This is a genomic window from Yersinia sp. J1, assembly GCF_050586585.1.
Taxonomy (GTDB): Bacteria; Pseudomonadota; Gammaproteobacteria; order Enterobacterales; family Enterobacteriaceae; genus Yersinia; species Yersinia entomophaga.
Genome location: NZ_JBOBDP010000001.1, coordinates 31,692 through 47,296, shown reverse-complemented (window position 1 = coordinate 47,296; position 15,605 = coordinate 31,692). Strand labels below are relative to the sequence as shown.

The window sequence follows — 15,605 nt, the reverse complement described above, 5'->3', positions numbered from 1 at the left end:
GGAGCTATGATGTTTCATCGTCTTTATACTTTGATTATCAAAGAATTGCAGTCTTTGCTGCGGGAGCCGCAAACCCGGGCAATATTGATTATGCCGGTTATTTTACAGGTGGTGCTGTTCCCCTACGCCGCCACGCTAGAAGTGACTAATGCTACCATCGCTATTTATAGCGAAGACAGCGGAAAAGCATCAATTGAACTGACGCAGCGTTTCGCCAAGGCGAAGGCATTCTCTAACGTTTTGCTGCTCCATAGCCCGCAGGAAATCCAACCAACGATTGATAACCAGCGCGCACTATTACTGATCCGTTTTCCCGAGCAGTTCAGCGCCGATTTAGCCAACGGACACACCACGCCATTGCAGCTAGTTCTGGACGGACGTAACTCCAACAGTGCCCAGATAGCGGCCAATTATATTCAGCAAATAATTCAAAATTATCAGGACGAGCTGACGCAGGGACAGATAAAACCGAATAACAGCGCACTGGTAGTACGAAATTGGTATAACCCGAATCTGGATTATAAATGGTTTGTGGTTCCGTCATTGATTGCGATGATTACCACCATCGGCGTGCTGATAGTAACTTCGCTGTCGGTAGCACGTGAGCGGGAACAGGGAACGCTAGATCAGCTGTTGGTATCACCGCTTACCACCTGGCAGATATTTATCGGTAAAGCGGTGCCAGCGCTGATTGTCGCGACTTTTCAGGCCTCAATTGTGCTATTTATCGGCATTTTCTTCTACCAAATTCCCTTTGCCGGGTCGCTGGCACTATTCTACGGCACCATGCTGATTTACGGGCTATCGCTGGTCGGGTTTGGCTTGCTGATCTCATCGCTGTGCTCGACTCAACAACAGGCATTTATCGGGGTATTCGTGTTTATGATGCCTGCCATACTACTTTCCGGCTATGTATCGCCGGTGGAAAATATGCCGGTGTGGCTACAAAACATCACCTGGATTAATCCTATCCGCCACTTTACTGATATCACCAAACAGATTTACCTGAAGGATGCCAGCTTCGATATTATCTGGCACAGCCTGTGGCCCTTATTGGTGATTACCGCGACAACGGGCAGCGCCGCTTACGGGATGTTCAGACGTAAAATTGCCTGATGGGCAAGATGTGGCTATTGAAATGAGGGGAAAAGAGCGGAACTATTCTGATTTACAATTTGATAGATAACACTAATCATCGAAAAAATATCACCGCCGTTGTCATTCAAAAGAAAGGCCACCTCATAAGGTGGCCTTTTTGTCTTTCAATCACAGCGTAACGTATGAATGGTTTTGACGCTGCCCTCAATCACCCAAATTAACGACGGTTGCCGAAAATACGCAGTAACATCAGGAACAGGTTGATGAAATCAAGATACAGGGTCAACGCACCAACGATGGCATACTTACGGAAACCGTCTTTATCGTTAGCGTCCAACTGAGCGCCCATATTTTTCAATTTCTGCGTGTCGTAAGCGGTTAAGCCAACGAACACCACAACACCGATGTAAGTCACGGCCCACATTAACGCGTCGCTTTTCAGCCATATGTTAACCAGTGAGGCCAACACGATACCGATCAGCCCCATAAACAGCATGCTGCCCATACCGCTTAAATCACGTTTGGTGGTGTAACCGTAAATGCTCATGGCACCAAACATCCCAGCACAAATAATGAATGTGCTAGCAATAGAAGCGCCGGTATACATGATCAAAATGCTGGAAAGCGTTAAACCGGTAAGCGCTGAATACAGCATAAACAGGCTGGTGGCCATGGTGCCGCTCAGGCGGTTAACCATACCGGAAATAACAAATACCAGACCAAGCTGAGCAATAATCAAGCCAAAGAACGTAATCTGGCTAGAGAAAACAAAGTGGAGGATAGCCGGCGTATTCGCCGCATACCAAGCCACAAAGGCGGTTAATAACAGACCACAGGTCATCCAGCCATATACCTGCGCCATATATGCCTGAATGCCTGTGTTAGCACGTTCGACAATCGAACCATTAGAGCGTGGATAGTGGCCCATGGTAATTACCTTCTGCATGTGAACAATGATACAGACCGTCCTTGACGGCCCACCTGGTCCTAAGATTACCACAAAACAGCCCGCCCCCTAGGAGTTAAAATAGGCATTTTAGGGCATTATTTACATGAGTTTACCAGCGTTTGGCCGCTTCATGGTCAGAATCGCGAGATTCGACCCAGCGCTCACCCGCGGGAGTCGCTTCGCGCTTCCAGAATGGCGCGCGAGTTTTCAGGTAATCCATGATGAACTCTGCTGATTCAAAGGCCACACTGCGGTGAGCACTGGTCACGCCAACGAACACAATTTCCTCGCCAGGATACAGCGATCCCACACGATGAATCACCGAAACTCGCTGCAACGGCCAGCGCTCACGGGCTTCGGCGATAATTTCTCCCAGCGCTTTTTCCGTCATCCCCGGATAGTGCTCTAGCGTCAGCGCGCTAACATTATCGCCCAAATTATGGTTACGCACTTTGCCGGTGAAAGTCACGACGGCGCCGTCCTCGCCACACTGAGCCAACCATTGATATTCATCACCGACGTTAAATGGCTCCGCGCCGACGCGAATGCGAGTATTTTCCATCCTCAGCCTCCGGTTACCGGCGGGAAGAAGGCCACTTCATCTCCAGCAGACAGCGGATGATCCCAACTGACCAGCGATTGATTCACCGCCGTGAGCAATTTTCCTTCGTCCAAAGCCAGCTGCCAGCGGTCACCACGCTGACACAGAGCCTGGCGCAACGCTTCCACCGTAGGATATTCCGCCACCAGCTGTAAACTCTCGGTGCCGAGCAGCTCGCGCACCTGCGCAAAAAAGAGAATTTGAATCATACTGTTACCTCGAAATCACCGGATTTCCCGCCGCTTTTCGCCAGCAGACGCACAGGGCCGATAATCATGTCTTTTTGCACCGCTTTACACATATCGTAGATGGTTAATGCGGCGACCGAAGCGGCCGTCAACGCTTCCATTTCTACGCCGGTTTTACCGGTCAAACGACAGCAAGATTCGATTCGGACTCGATTGTGCTCTGGCTGAGCCTGCAAATTGACTTCCACCTTACTCAGCATCAATGGGTGACACAGGGGAATCAACTCCCAGGTTCGCTTCGCCGCCTGAATACCTGCAATGCGCGCCGTGGCGAACACATCGCCTTTATGGTGGCTACCATCAATAATCATCGCCAGCGTCGTGGCCTGCATTTCTACAAACGCCTCCGCGCGGGCTTCACGCACGGTTTCGGCTTTGGCAGAAACATCCACCATATGGGCTTCGCCGGCGGCGTTAATATGAGTTAATTGGGTCATAAATACTCCTGATATAGCGCAATGCGCCAACGCGTTAACCGCCAATAAAAGAGAGATTCTGCGTGATACCGCTGTTGCCTTGATGCAGAAAATGAGTCTGTTTTTTGGTTTGCAACGCGCTTTGAATACGTTCTTTCAGTTCGTCCTGTTGCAGATCGCCGGATAATAAATCCCGCAGAGGAATCCCCTGCTCGCCGAACAAACATAAATGGAGATTGCCGATGGCCGATACGCGCAGGCGGTTACAGCTGGCACAGAAATCTTTTTCATACGGCATAATCAAGCCGACCTCACCCTGATATTCCGGGTGACGATAAACCTGCGCCGGGCCGTCGCTTCGTGCACGGTCTTGCTGCACCCAACCTTGCTCCAGTAGCTGCTGGCGAATCACTCCGCCGGAAACATGGTGTTTACGGAATAGCTCGCTCCCTTCACCGGTTTCCATCAGTTCGATAAAACGCAATTGAATCGGGCGCGGTTTTATCCAGCCCAGAAAGGCTTTCAGGCTGCGATCGTTGACATCACGCATCAATACCGCGTTGATTTTGACTTTCTCAAAACCGACTTCGAAGGCTTTATCAATGCCCTGCATGACCTGATGAAATTTATCTTGCCCGGTAATGGCATGGAATTGGCGCGGATCGAGACTATCGACACTAATGTTGATAGCGCTCAGCCCCGCATCGCGCCACGCCGCCACGTCGCGAGCCAGACGATAACCATTGGTCGTCACCGCCAGCGTGCGGATCGCCGGATTTTCACGGATAGCAGCAATGATATCGGTAAAATCGCGTCGCATGGAAGGTTCGCCGCCGGTCAGACGGATTTTTTCCGTCCCCAATTCGGCAAAAGCGCGGCTGACGCGCCGAATTTCATCCAGCGTCAGAAAGCTTTTCACCCCATTGGGTTGATAACCATCGGGCAAGCAGTAGGTGCAACGAAAATTGCACACGTCAGTAATCGATAGGCGCAAGTAATAGAACTTGCGCGCAAATGCGTCGGTCAGTTGCGGTACCATAACACCTTTCCAAATACGGGAGATGCAGGCATTTCTACCTCGCACCCTGGTGGCTCAATGCCACGGCCAAAGCATCATATTGCGTGAGCAACGTAGACACAGAGGCTAGGAGTTTGATTTCAGCGACGGCCCAAAGACTGTCAGGAGAAACCGTGGTTTTCCCAAGGATTCTAGCGCTAAAACGTCGGGATAGCCAATCGGGTCTTTGCGCTATATATTTTTATATACAACGACTTAGCAGACCATGAAACGAGGTTTGAAGGCTAAATCATTCGCGGGATAAATTCTTGTCCAATATCACGGAAACTGCGGCTTTTATCGCGTTTTTGCCATAAATCCGTTAACTTATGGCAAATTTTTATGCCTTTGGTTGATAAATAAACCGGGTTGGGGCAAATCGATAGGAAACTTATGCGAAATCGCACATTAGCCGATCTGGATCGAGTCGTTGCACTCGGTGGTGGCCACGGTTTAGGCCGGGTTATGTCAGCCCTTTCTCCATTAGGATCACGCCTGACAGGAATCGTCACTACCACCGATAACGGTGGTTCTACTGGCCGAATTCGCCGCTCTGAAGGCGGTATTGCCTGGGGTGATACCCGAAATTGCCTGAACCAGTTGATTACTGAACCCAGCGTTGCTTCCGCCATGTTTGAGTACCGTTTTAGCGGTAATGGTGAATTATCCGGCCATAATCTCGGAAACCTGATGTTAAAGGCGCTGGATCACTTGAGCGTCAGGCCGATGGAAGCCATCAATCTGCTGCGCAGCCTGCTAAAAGTGGACGCCTGGCTGATTCCGATGTCCGAGCAGCCGGTGGATTTACAGGCGTTAGATCACGAAGGGCACCCGGTTTATGGAGAGGTCAATATTGACCAATTGACCCATATGCCGCAGGAAATGACGCTGTCTCCCCACGTTAGCGCTACGCGAGAAGCCATTGAAGCCATTAGTCAGGCCGATTTGATTTTGATCGGCCCCGGCAGCTTTTTAACCAGCCTGATGCCGTTGTTGTTGCTGGATGATTTAACTCAGGCGTTGCGCCGTAGCTCCGCCAGCATGATTTACATTGGTAATCTTGGTAAGGAACTCAGCGTGGCCGCCGCCGCTCTGACGTTACAGGACAAGCTGGCGATGATGGAAAGCAAAATCGGTCGTAAAATGATTGATGCGGTAGTGGTTAGCCCAACGGTAGACACTAGCGGTGTACAAGATCGTATCGTGACTCAGCAGCCGCTGGAAGCTAAGGATATTCCTTATCGTCACGATCGAGAATTACTGCGTCAGGCATTGGAGCAAACGCTGCAAAAACTCGGTTAAACCTCTCAAGCCCGGTATTTACCGGGCTTATGTCCGACAGAACACGCTGGATCAGTTAAACAACGGCATAAATATATCCCGAGTTTTTCCCGCAAAATCCAACTTATCTACGTGTACCGGCAACTGATAAAGCTGCGTCAGATTCTTATCCGTTACCACCTCCCGCGTTAGGCCAAAGGCGACGCCCTTCGTTTGCTCTGCTACCTGCGTGTCTTCCCCGTCAGTCTGCGGATAAAGCAACAAAGTCCGATCGGCAATATGCAGCGCGTGTAACGGAGAATGAGTAGTCAACACCACCGTCATCCCCAAACGGGCGGATAAATCCCGCAGCCCGCTGAGCACTTTGTCCTGATTTGCCAGATCCAGCGCCGAAGCAGGCTCATCCAGAATCAGAATCTCAGGCTCGCTGGCCAACGCACGAGCAATACTCACCAACTGCCGCTCGCCTCCGCTTAGCTGATTCACCGGTTTATCCGCCAACGGCGACAGCCCGAAGCAATCCAGACATCGCTGAGTCACTTCGCTATCGCGCCGGTTTGGCGAAGCAAACCAGCCCATGTGTCGCACTCGCCCCAGCATCACCATAGTTCTGACACTATAAGGAAAAACCGCATTTTCCTGCTGCGGAACATAGCCAATATTCGCAGCAACGGAAATCTGGCCCGAAGTGGGCTTAATCGCGCCCATGATCAGGCGTAAAAGCGTAGTTTTCCCTCGTCCATTCGCGCCCAGAATAGCGGTTACGCTGCCTTGCTCTATCTGGAGGGAAAGTCGTTCAAACAGCGTTTTTTCTCCTCGGATTAACGTCAACCGATCGATATTAATCATGAGTCCATCCTTTCTGCTGAGTTTGCCGCAGCAGCCAGACAAACACCGGCGCTCCTATCAAGGCAGTCATGATACCTAAGGGAATTTCTGCACTGCTCACGCTGCGGGAAAGCGTATCGATCGCCATCATATAAATTGCGCCAATGATTGCCGAGGCAGGTAGCAACTGGCGATGATCAGGACCAGCCAGCATTCTGGCAATATGCGGTACCACTAATCCGACCCAACCAATAGTGCCAGCCACGGCTACGGTGGCAGAAGTAATCAGCGCAACAGAAATCAACACCAGCCAACGCACTTTCTCCACCGGCACGCCCAGCGCGGCGGCATTTTCATCCCCCAGCGATAGCACGTTAATACGGAACCGCAGAGCATAAAGCAGCGCTAAACCGCAAAGTACCGGTAAAGTAGCCAAGGCTAGCTTGTGGTATGTCACGGTGGCAAAGCTTCCCATCAGCCAGAAAACAATCGCCGGCAAGGTATTATTCGGATCGGCAAAATAGGTCACTAAAGAAATTAACGCGGCGAAAAAGGCGCTAATCACCACGCCGGCCAGAATCAGCATCAAAATACTGGAGGCTCCGCTACTGCGACTGAGAAAATAAACCAGCAAAATAGCTAAAAAGCCGCCAATAAAAGCCAGGCCGGAAATCATCATCAGCGAGGAAAATAAAACTATTCCTAATGCGCCTCCCAAAGCCGCACCTGAGGATACGCCGATAATTTGCGGCCCTACCAACGGGTTACGAAATATCCCCTGAAGCGCAGCTCCGGCAACCGATAAACCCGCGCCGGTCAGCAACGCAATAAGCATTCTCGGCAAACGAATAAACTCCACCACGCGTTGTTCAATAGGTGTCCATTGAACAAACTCCGCCAGACTTTCTGTTGAAATAAAGGATGATGCCAGAATAGCGAGGACTTTCCCGGCGGATAACGGATAACGTCCGGAGCACAATGCAAGCAACATGACGGCCAGCAATAGACCCGGAGTTATTAACCAGAAAAATTTATTTCGTCCATATATACGGCTGGAAATATTCATTCTCTGTCCTTGAAACGTTGGCTATATTCTTTCGTCACGTTATTAGCGTCCATTTGCAGAATGCTATCCAACTCCTTATCTGTAGGCTGATAGCGATAAAGAAAATCATACTGGCGAACAATTTCCGAACGCAGCGGCCAGTAAATCTTATCGGGGTAAAACACCATGGAAAGCCACTGCCAATACAGCGGCGTTTCCTGATTAGGCGCATCCCAGATAAAACCGCCGATAGGGATTTTATAGACGCGCTTATTTTTCACTGCAGCCACTTCAGCTAAGGCCGGGCTTTGATAAATATGACGAGGGAGAAGCCCAGGCTCAAAATTGCCCAATAAAATAACGTCTGGATTCCACACCATAATTTGTTCCTGATTAATGGTGCGAGCGCCGCCAAAATCCGCAGTAATACTCAGCCCACCTGCGCGCTGAATATCGCTGTTAGTGTGGGAGGTTTTACCGATGGTGTGTATTTCTGAAAGGAAGCGCGACAGATAAAGTACTCTGACTTTTTGTTGCTGCGGAATTTGCGCCACTTTTTGTGTCACTTCAGCTAACGTTCTCTGACGCCAGGCAATTATTTGCTGCGCCCTTTCATTCTGACCAATGGAGCGTCCCATCAGTGTTATCCACTGCTGCATCCGGCTATCGTCGTGATACGGATACAAAATTAACGCCACTTTTAGCCCCGCCAGCTCAATAGGCGTAACAATATCATCGCCCAAATGCCCCCATTGCCAGACTAAATCAGGCTGCGCGGCCAGTAAGGTTTCAATATTGGGAGTAAAACCCGCACCAACTGTGTCACTGGGTAAAAGATCGATTTCAGGAAACATGCGGCTCAGCATGCCTTCCTGCGCGGCAACTTTGGCAAAAGGATGAATACCGGCCAGACGCTGAGTGCTACGGTCAAGGCTAACCAGTAATGACGCTGCCGGTATTGGAATAACCACCGCACGCTTGACCGGTTCAAGTAAACTAACCGCACGTTGGTTCATATCAATAAAACTATTATTTTCCGCTAAACAAATTGTCGGAAACCATAAAAATCCGAATAAAATAAAAAAACTGTACAACTGCAATTTTATATTCATCTCAGCATCCGATGCATTATTCAATAATCGCGAGTTTTAGAATACTCATTGTTAAGATAGCGCCGTTAAAATAAAGAGTAAGGTCGTGATGGCACTTACTCTATGCCCTAAAAATATTAATAAAGTAAATTAAAAATGGGCGTAATAAGTTGCCTAGCGCTAAAAACTATAGGTAACTCCGCCATTAATTGATCTCCCCATGCCAGGAAATAGTGTATTACTCTTTTTCGATGTTACTTCTCGCTCCGTTGCTGAAGCAGTGGCATAAAGTTTGTCGGTCAAATTATCCATACTGAGATAAGCAGACCAGCCGTCAGGATGGCGATAATCGACTTTCATTCCCCATACCGCATATTTATCGCGAGCCTGTATGTCCGTGCGATTAAGATGATCAATCGGCGTTATTTCCGGCAACCAATGCAGATTTGGCCCAATACTCCAGTTATTCCATTTATATAAAACCTCTGCGGCAATAATTTGCTTCGGAATACCGCCAATTCGCTTTCCGCTATATTCTCCGCCACGAAAACGAAAATCGTTATAAGTCCATGCCAGACGATATTCGATACTGTTATCACTGATCGGAATATGCCCTTTCAGCCCAATCTCTGCCCCTTGATGGAGGGTTTTATCCGCGTAGTTAAAAGTGCCTATCGAATGACCTTCGCTGTCATAAGTGGTAATCAGCTCATCGTCAATCAGGCTGCGATATAGCGTCACATCCCATTTTAGGCTGCGGGTTAACGCACCTTCACCTCCCACTTCCCACGTCACGGCTTTTTGCGGGCGTAGCAGGGTCAGCTCGCCTTTATTGGAGATAATCTCACGAAAACTCGGCGCTTCATGGCTCCAGTTCAGGCTGGTAAACCAACGCAGATCGCTGCCGGTGAACCAAACGGCTCCCAATTTAGGTGAGAGAAAATACCAATCCTGATCCAGCCCATTGCGCTTATCGCGGGATTTGGCATTGCGAACGGAATGCGTACCTTTCAAATCGGTATCAACGCGTAATTGCTCTGTTATCTGCCAGCCGGCACCAAAAGCCAGATTCTGATTTTCTGCCAGCATGGTGTACGCGCCGAGCAACTTGAAATTATCGGGCGTCCCGCGCCGATTTTGCCGTAAATCTCGCTCCATATCGGAGCGTTCTGCCGAGGCCCCAAGGCGATAATCCCAATCCCCCCGCTGTAGCTCGGTTCGCCACTGCGCGCCGTAAGTGTTACCAGCGCTGAGCACGTAGACCACCGGCGTCACAAAGTTATCATGGGTGTGCTGTGCCCAAACGCCCAGCTCATTTTTCCAATCTTCGCCCCGCCAGCTAAGGCGATTGGCGATTCGAGCCTGTTCGACGTTACGGTGAGGATCGCGCGTCCATACCATTGGAAAAACCGAACGCGGATCGGTCTGAACTTTCTCTTGAGACAAAGAACCCGCCACGTCAAAAGCAAGATCGGTCCAGCTGAACCAAGTTCGACTGGCAAAGTTCTCATCTTCATAGCCAATATTGGCTCTAACCGCATTTCGCCGTGAAGACGAATGCTGCCGATAGCCACTAAAACGATCGCCGCTCACGCTGATACGTCCGTCCAGATTGCCTTCGCTACCGCCCAGCGCGCCCTGCCATCCGTGGCGACCAAAGCTACCGTATTCGTAGCGTGCCCGCCCATTTTCATCGGCACCGGTATAAGACATAAAATCAATTTCGCCGCCGAGCGCGTTGCTCACCGGACTGGTGGCATTTGCTCCTCGCCGCGCAGTGATAATTTTACTTTCGCGAGGCTCCAACAGGCTAATATGAAAACCGCCGTCGGCATCATTTAACGGTAGGCCATCCTGTAATAAAGTAACACCCCGTGACAAAGGCGCGCTTTGCACGCCAGAGCCACGAATATTCAACCGCGGTTGATCGACCCCGCCAAAAAAATTCTGTATCACCAAACCCGGCTGATAATCCAGTGCGTCCTGCAAAGTCCCCAGACGCCCCTCATCCTCTGGCGTAATCAGATTTGTTCCGCCGGCAATTTTGGCCAGTTTGCCCTGTTCCTGCTGATAAGAGCTGCGCAGCATGTTTCGGGGCGAAAAAATCTGGCCTGTAACCTCCATGTAAGACTGGTGTTCATCTTCAACAGGTTTCGCCTGTAATGATGTGGCTGGCGTTAAAATAAAAATAGAAAATAATAAATGGGGTTTATAGATTCCATTCATTTGAACCGTCCATAACTGCAATATAAAATAAAAGATAAACCCACAGCGTCGCTAAATAATAAAAACAAAAAAAACGGCTAAAGCCATTATTTAATTTAAGGATATAATGTATTAATTTTTCAAGACAATATCGGCAAAGTAATTTACGGTCAAGAATAAATAATTCACCACAGAAAGCATGCCTATATACAGCGGTAAAATATTCTTTTTATTTTTTGCATTTTCTTAAATATCCACAATATCTTAAGAGGATAAATCATTAACATGAAACAAACAAAAAAAATAAAAAAGTAAAACTTTTATCTGTTAATAAAACTAATGAAAAAACAGTGAAATAAAAATACATCATTGCACAACTATGGAAGCTATTTCATAGGTTCAGCTTATATATAAAACCAGACTCCCATAGCATAAAACAAATCAGGCCCGCTTTCGCGAGCCTGAAGGGCTAAAGTCAACCGAATAAAAAACGCTCAGTTGGCGTCTTTCATCCACACCGGTTTTTGCGTCATATGAATGTACAGTTCTTCAACTTTAGTGCGCGCCCAAGGGGTTCGGCGTAAAAACTTCAAACTGGATTTAATGCTGGGATCGCTGATAAAGCAGTTAATGCGAATGCGATAGGCCAGTTCTTCCCAGCCATAATGCTCCACCAGCTTGGTCAATAATTGCTCCAGCGTAATTCCGTGGAGAGGATCTTTCGACAAGTGGTCGCTCATTATATATCTCACATGTTATTAGGTGACGAATTTATCAGCCGCACACATTAATCAGGAATGACGGATGCGACAAGCAGAAATTCCCGATTTATAGCATCCACCACTAACGGCTCACTTTCTGAACAACCCGACATCATGAAATAGCTATAAACTGCTGCCGCAATTTATGTACCTGATCTCGCAATTCAGCCGCCTGCTCAAATTCAAGGTTCTGCGCATGGACATACATTTGCGCTTCCAGTTCGCTAATCTTGCGATCCAGCGCCTTCGGCGTCAGTGCATCATAGTTGGCCGCACTTTCTGCCGCCGCCTTACCGCCTTTACCTCTGCCTTTGCCACGTAGAGAAGGCTGACCCAGTTGCAATATATCACCGACTTTCTTATTCAGGCCCTGCGGAACGATGCCCAAGGCTTCGTTATGCGCCTGCTGTTTCGCCCGACGACGTTCGGTTTCACCGATGGCTTTCTCCATCGAGGCGGTGATTTTGTCACCGTAAAGGATCGCTTTACCGTTTAGGTTACGCGCCGCCCGGCCAATGGTCTGAATCAATGAGCGCTCAGAGCGCAGGAAGCCTTCTTTATCCGCATCCAAGATTGCCACTAGCGAGACTTCCGGCATATCCAGACCTTCTCGCAGCAAGTTAATGCCTACCAACACGTCAAACTCACCGAGGCGCAAGTCACGAATAATTTCGACCCGCTCGACGGTATCAATATCAGAATGCAGATAACGTACCCGTTCGCCATGCTCGACCAGATAATCGGTCAAATCCTCGGCCATACGTTTAGTCAGCGTAGTGACCAGTACCCGTTCGTTAATCGCCGCCCGCTTGCGAATTTCGGACAGCAAATCATCCACCTGGGTTGCTACAGGCCGTACTTCGATAATAGGGTCCAATAGACCGGTTGGACGCACCACCTGCTCAACCACTTCCCCGCCGGATTTCTCCAGCTCGTATTTGCCCGGCGTTGCCGAAACGTAGATGGTTTGCGGAGCCAACGCTTCGAACTCTTCAAAGCGCATTGGGCGGTTATCTAACGCCGACGGCAGACGGAAGCCGTATTCCACCAGCGTTTCTTTCCGCGAACGGTCCCCTTTGTACATACCGCCGATTTGCGGAATAGTCACATGGGATTCATCCACGATCAGCAAACCGTCGGCAGGCAAATAGTCAAACAGCGTCGGCGGCGCCTCTCCCTCTCCGCGCCCGGATAAGTAACGTGAATAGTTTTCTATCCCGGAGCAGTATCCCAATTCATTCATCATTTCCAAATCAAACTGGGTTCGCTGGGTCAAACGCTGTTCTTCTACCAGTTTATTGTTCTCCAGTAGTACCTTACGCCGTTGCGCTAGTTCGACTTTAATGTCTTCCATCGCTTGCAAAATACGTTCTCGCGGCGTGACATAGTGAGTTTTCGGATACACGGTAAAACGCGGAACTTCCTGATGCAGCTGGCCCGTCAGGGGATCAAACAGCGATAATCGCTCCACTTCCTCATCAAATAGCTCCACTCTCAGCGCCAATTCATCAGATTCGGCAGGGAAAATATCAATCACTTCACCGCGCACCCGAAAAGTCCCGCGCTGGAACGCCTGATCGTTGCGGGCATATTGCAACTCCGCTAGCCGACGTAAAATCGCCCGCTGATCGATAATCATTCCTTTGGTCAGATGCAGCATCATTTTCAGATACAAATCCGGATCGCCCAAACCGTAGATAGCAGAAACCGAGGCCACCACCACCACATCACGCCGCTCCAGCAGGGCTTTGGTGGCTGAAAGCCGCATCTGTTCGATATGCTCGTTTACCGATGCATCTTTCTCGATAAAAGTATCAGAACTGGGGACGTAGGCTTCTGGCTGGTAATAATCGTAGTAGGAAACGAAATATTCCACCGCATTATCAGGAAAAAATTCTTTCATTTCGCCATACAGCTGTGCCGCCAGCGTCTTATTGGGTGCCAAAATCATGGTTGGCCGATTCAGATCGGCGATCACATTCGCCACGGTAAAAGTCTTACCCGAGCCGGTAACCCCTAGCAGCGTTTGGTGCGCCAGGCCATTTTCCAGACCTTCTTCCAGTTGACGGATCGCCTCCGGCTGATCGCCAGCAGGCTTAAACTCAGAATGCAGTTTGAATAATTTACTCATGAATTAGCTACCCGATGGAGAATCACGCGCGGTTAGGAAGCTAATTATGCGAGCCTCCCAGATTTTTTCCACTGCTATGATACTGGATATAAAACCAGCATCAAGTATAAATATAGGGAAAAGAGCGCTGGTTCTGGCACGACCCCTCCGTTATCTCGATTCCATATTGCCATTTGCATGACAATACCCCATTTATCCCCAGAAAGAGGCAGTTGTTAACCGCTGTAAAACAAATTGATTAAAGATCACACATAACCACCAGTGTTAAATACTCAAGTCTTGATTTTAATTAACTTATTGTAATTTATGTATATTTAGAAAAAGAAGAGAATCCAGACAACCGGGGCATAAGCCGCGTCCTCTCTCGCTTGCGACTAGTTTTTTGTGTCTAATACACAAGGTTATCCACAGGAATGGTGGATAACTCACTCAATCCCGTCTGTGGTGCGAGCTGGAGAAAACCGCCGGTTAAGGTAAAAACAGGTCCAAATAGGATTTTTTAGTCATTTTTTTACATTTTTATTTCTCTATATATTTCAATTAGTGCTAAATATCCCCCTTGCTAATTTGCTATTCGCCGCCTACACGAGTCATCCACCGCGCAACCGATTCAAATTGTTTCTTTTTTGCACCACGCCCCCTCAGAGTGGCACCGCCTAGGTGCAACCGCCATCCCGTAGCTGCCGGCGGTTTATGCCATTTCCAATAAATTTTACGCAAGTGGCCAAATAATTTCGTTACATCGTCCTAACATAATGGTTTTTTCTTATGCGTTAGCAACCTGGCTCGAGAGTTGCTTATTTCACTGTGATTCGGCGTAACAGAAGCGTGATAGCGGGAGTTGCGTTCCAGTGTTAATAGGCCAGACTGAGTGCTGAAAACGGCTGTTTAGCAGTAAAAATCACCGTTAGCCGCAAGTTAATATCTGAAACTGGTTATTTATCACTTCTTTATGCCAACACGTTTTTTCATATCTTGAGATTTTTATGCTGAGGATTGGCCTAACGGCAGCAAAAGTTGCTCGCAGAACTCAGCCAGCCTACGCCCTCAGCACCTAGCCAAGCGAGGAGATTTTCTGATGCTACGTTTACAATCGGTCAATCAATTTTATGGTCGCACCCATATTCTATGGGATATCAATCTTGAGTTACCTCCCGGCCAATGTACCTGTCTGATAGGTCGTAATGGCGTAGGAAAAACCACGCTGATCAATTGCATAATGGGTCATCTTCCAGTGGAAAGCGGCACGATGGTTTGGCAACCCGGGGGGGAACCGCCTGAAAACCTGCTTCACCAGCCGGTAGAGCGACGAACCGCACTGGGGATTGGCTATGTCCCACAAGGGCAGCCAATCTTCTCTCAACTGAGCGTGGAGGATAATTTGCTGGTCGCGCTTCTGGCTGGGCGTCACAAAGATCGGGTTATTCCCCACTGGATCTATGATTTCTTTCCGTTTTTACATCAGCAGCGCCGTCAACGCGGCGGGGAGCTAACGCGTAACCAACAGCAACTGTTGGCATTCGCGCGCGCGTTAGTTCCCGAACCGGAATTACTGATTCTGGATGAACCGGGTTGCGGTGATCAGCCCGCGCTAAATGCGGAAATTGGCAGTGTCATTCGCCAGTTATGCCAAAATATTGGCCTGACGGTCTTACTGGTTGAACACCGGTTGGAGAACATTCAGCAAGTGGCCGATCGCTTTTATTTGATTGATGAGGGAAGAAATGTGGCTCAAGGAAAATTTGCGCTGTTAGATGACGATTTGATCACCGAATACTTAACGGTTTGATAAATCTGTTATTCGAGATAAGCATTGATATGAAGTTCGAGCGAGTACATCACCTGCGGCATTATTCAGTTTAATGGCCGCAGGCGTTGAGGATGAAATCTGTTT

The 15,605-nt window shown here is 48.9% G+C and carries 14 protein-coding genes and 1 riboswitch; of the genes, 3 read left to right on the top strand and 11 right to left on the bottom strand.

What is annotated here, in order from left to right; genetic code table 11:
• The first annotated feature begins 9 nt into the window (after window positions 1–9).
• On the top strand, window positions 10–1,116 hold the full coding sequence (locus tag ACQ4OC_RS00215) for an ABC transporter permease (RefSeq protein WP_064512616.1): 1,107 nt from the start codon (window positions 10–12) through the stop codon (window positions 1,114–1,116).
• A 199-nt stretch (window positions 1,117–1,315) separates the two neighbouring features.
• Here ACQ4OC_RS00215 and ACQ4OC_RS00210 read toward each other — a convergent pair whose 3' ends face one another.
• From ACQ4OC_RS00210 to moaA, 5 genes are all read right to left on the bottom strand, one after another.
• Window positions 1,316–2,026: a Bax inhibitor-1/YccA family protein gene (locus ACQ4OC_RS00210; protein WP_064512615.1), complete on the bottom strand. Its 711-nt coding sequence runs from the start codon at window positions 2,024–2,026 to the stop codon at window positions 1,316–1,318.
• A 130-nt stretch (window positions 2,027–2,156) separates the two neighbouring features.
• A complete protein-coding gene (gene moaE, locus ACQ4OC_RS00205; protein WP_064512613.1) occupies window positions 2,157–2,609 on the bottom strand; it encodes a molybdopterin synthase catalytic subunit MoaE in 453 nt (150 codons plus the stop codon).
• Between the two features lie 2 nt (window positions 2,610–2,611).
• Complete coding sequence (gene moaD / locus ACQ4OC_RS00200; protein WP_064512611.1) at window positions 2,612–2,857, bottom strand: molybdopterin synthase sulfur carrier subunit; 246 nt, start codon at window positions 2,855–2,857, stop codon at window positions 2,612–2,614.
• Window positions 2,854–3,333, bottom strand: a complete 480-nt coding sequence (gene moaC / locus ACQ4OC_RS00195; protein WP_064512609.1) for a cyclic pyranopterin monophosphate synthase MoaC — start codon at window positions 3,331–3,333, stop codon at window positions 2,854–2,856. The genes moaD and moaC overlap by 4 nt, the downstream gene beginning before the upstream one ends.
• 34 nt (window positions 3,334–3,367) lie before the next feature.
• A complete protein-coding gene (gene moaA, locus ACQ4OC_RS00190) occupies window positions 3,368–4,351 on the bottom strand; it encodes a GTP 3',8-cyclase MoaA (protein WP_430970824.1) in 984 nt (327 codons plus the stop codon).
• A riboswitch (molybdenum cofactor riboswitch) is annotated at window positions 4,338–4,475 on the bottom strand. Its footprint overlaps the gene before it by 14 nt.
• Window positions 4,476–4,762: 287 nt before the next feature.
• Between moaA and yvcK the strand changes: the two genes are divergently transcribed.
• A complete protein-coding gene (yvcK, locus tag ACQ4OC_RS00185; protein ID WP_064512606.1) occupies window positions 4,763–5,671 on the top strand; it encodes a uridine diphosphate-N-acetylglucosamine-binding protein YvcK in 909 nt (302 codons plus the stop codon).
• 51 nt (window positions 5,672–5,722) lie between these two features.
• Here yvcK and ACQ4OC_RS00180 read toward each other — a convergent pair whose 3' ends face one another.
• The 6 genes from ACQ4OC_RS00180 to uvrB all read right to left on the bottom strand — a co-directional run bounded on the left by ACQ4OC_RS00180 (window position 5,723) and on the right by uvrB (window position 13,711).
• Window positions 5,723–6,499 carry an ABC transporter ATP-binding protein gene (locus ACQ4OC_RS00180; RefSeq protein ID WP_430970823.1) on the bottom strand — a complete coding sequence of 259 codons (777 nt, stop codon included), beginning with the start codon at window positions 6,497–6,499 and terminating at the stop codon, window positions 5,723–5,725.
• The gene (locus ACQ4OC_RS00175) at window positions 6,492–7,544 is read right to left on the bottom strand and encodes a FecCD family ABC transporter permease (protein WP_064512602.1); all 1,053 of its coding nucleotides are present in this window, start codon (window positions 7,542–7,544) and stop codon (window positions 6,492–6,494) included. The genes ACQ4OC_RS00180 and ACQ4OC_RS00175 overlap by 8 nt, the downstream gene beginning before the upstream one ends.
• On the bottom strand, window positions 7,541–8,539 hold the full coding sequence (locus ACQ4OC_RS00170) for an ABC transporter substrate-binding protein (protein WP_120806833.1): 999 nt from the start codon (window positions 8,537–8,539) through the stop codon (window positions 7,541–7,543). The genes ACQ4OC_RS00175 and ACQ4OC_RS00170 overlap by 4 nt, the downstream gene beginning before the upstream one ends.
• Window positions 8,540–8,794: 255 nt before the next feature.
• Window positions 8,795–10,840 (bottom strand): TonB-dependent receptor family protein, encoded by a 2,046-nt coding sequence (locus ACQ4OC_RS00165; protein WP_430970822.1) that lies wholly within the window; start codon window positions 10,838–10,840, stop codon window positions 8,795–8,797.
• Between the two features lie 473 nt (window positions 10,841–11,313).
• Window positions 11,314–11,559 carry a VF530 family DNA-binding protein gene (locus ACQ4OC_RS00160; RefSeq protein WP_049596686.1) on the bottom strand — a complete coding sequence of 82 codons (246 nt, stop codon included), beginning with the start codon at window positions 11,557–11,559 and terminating at the stop codon, window positions 11,314–11,316.
• A 133-nt stretch (window positions 11,560–11,692) separates the two neighbouring features.
• Window positions 11,693–13,711, bottom strand: coding sequence for an excinuclease ABC subunit UvrB (gene uvrB / locus ACQ4OC_RS00155; protein WP_064512598.1), 2,019 nt, complete (start codon window positions 13,709–13,711; stop codon window positions 11,693–11,695).
• Between the two features lie 1,078 nt (window positions 13,712–14,789).
• On the opposite strand from uvrB, the gene ACQ4OC_RS00150 reads away from it, so the two are divergent.
• Window positions 14,790–15,500, top strand: a complete 711-nt coding sequence (locus ACQ4OC_RS00150) for an ABC transporter ATP-binding protein (RefSeq protein ID WP_064512597.1) — start codon at window positions 14,790–14,792, stop codon at window positions 15,498–15,500.
• The last annotated feature ends 105 nt before the right edge of the window (window positions 15,501–15,605 follow it).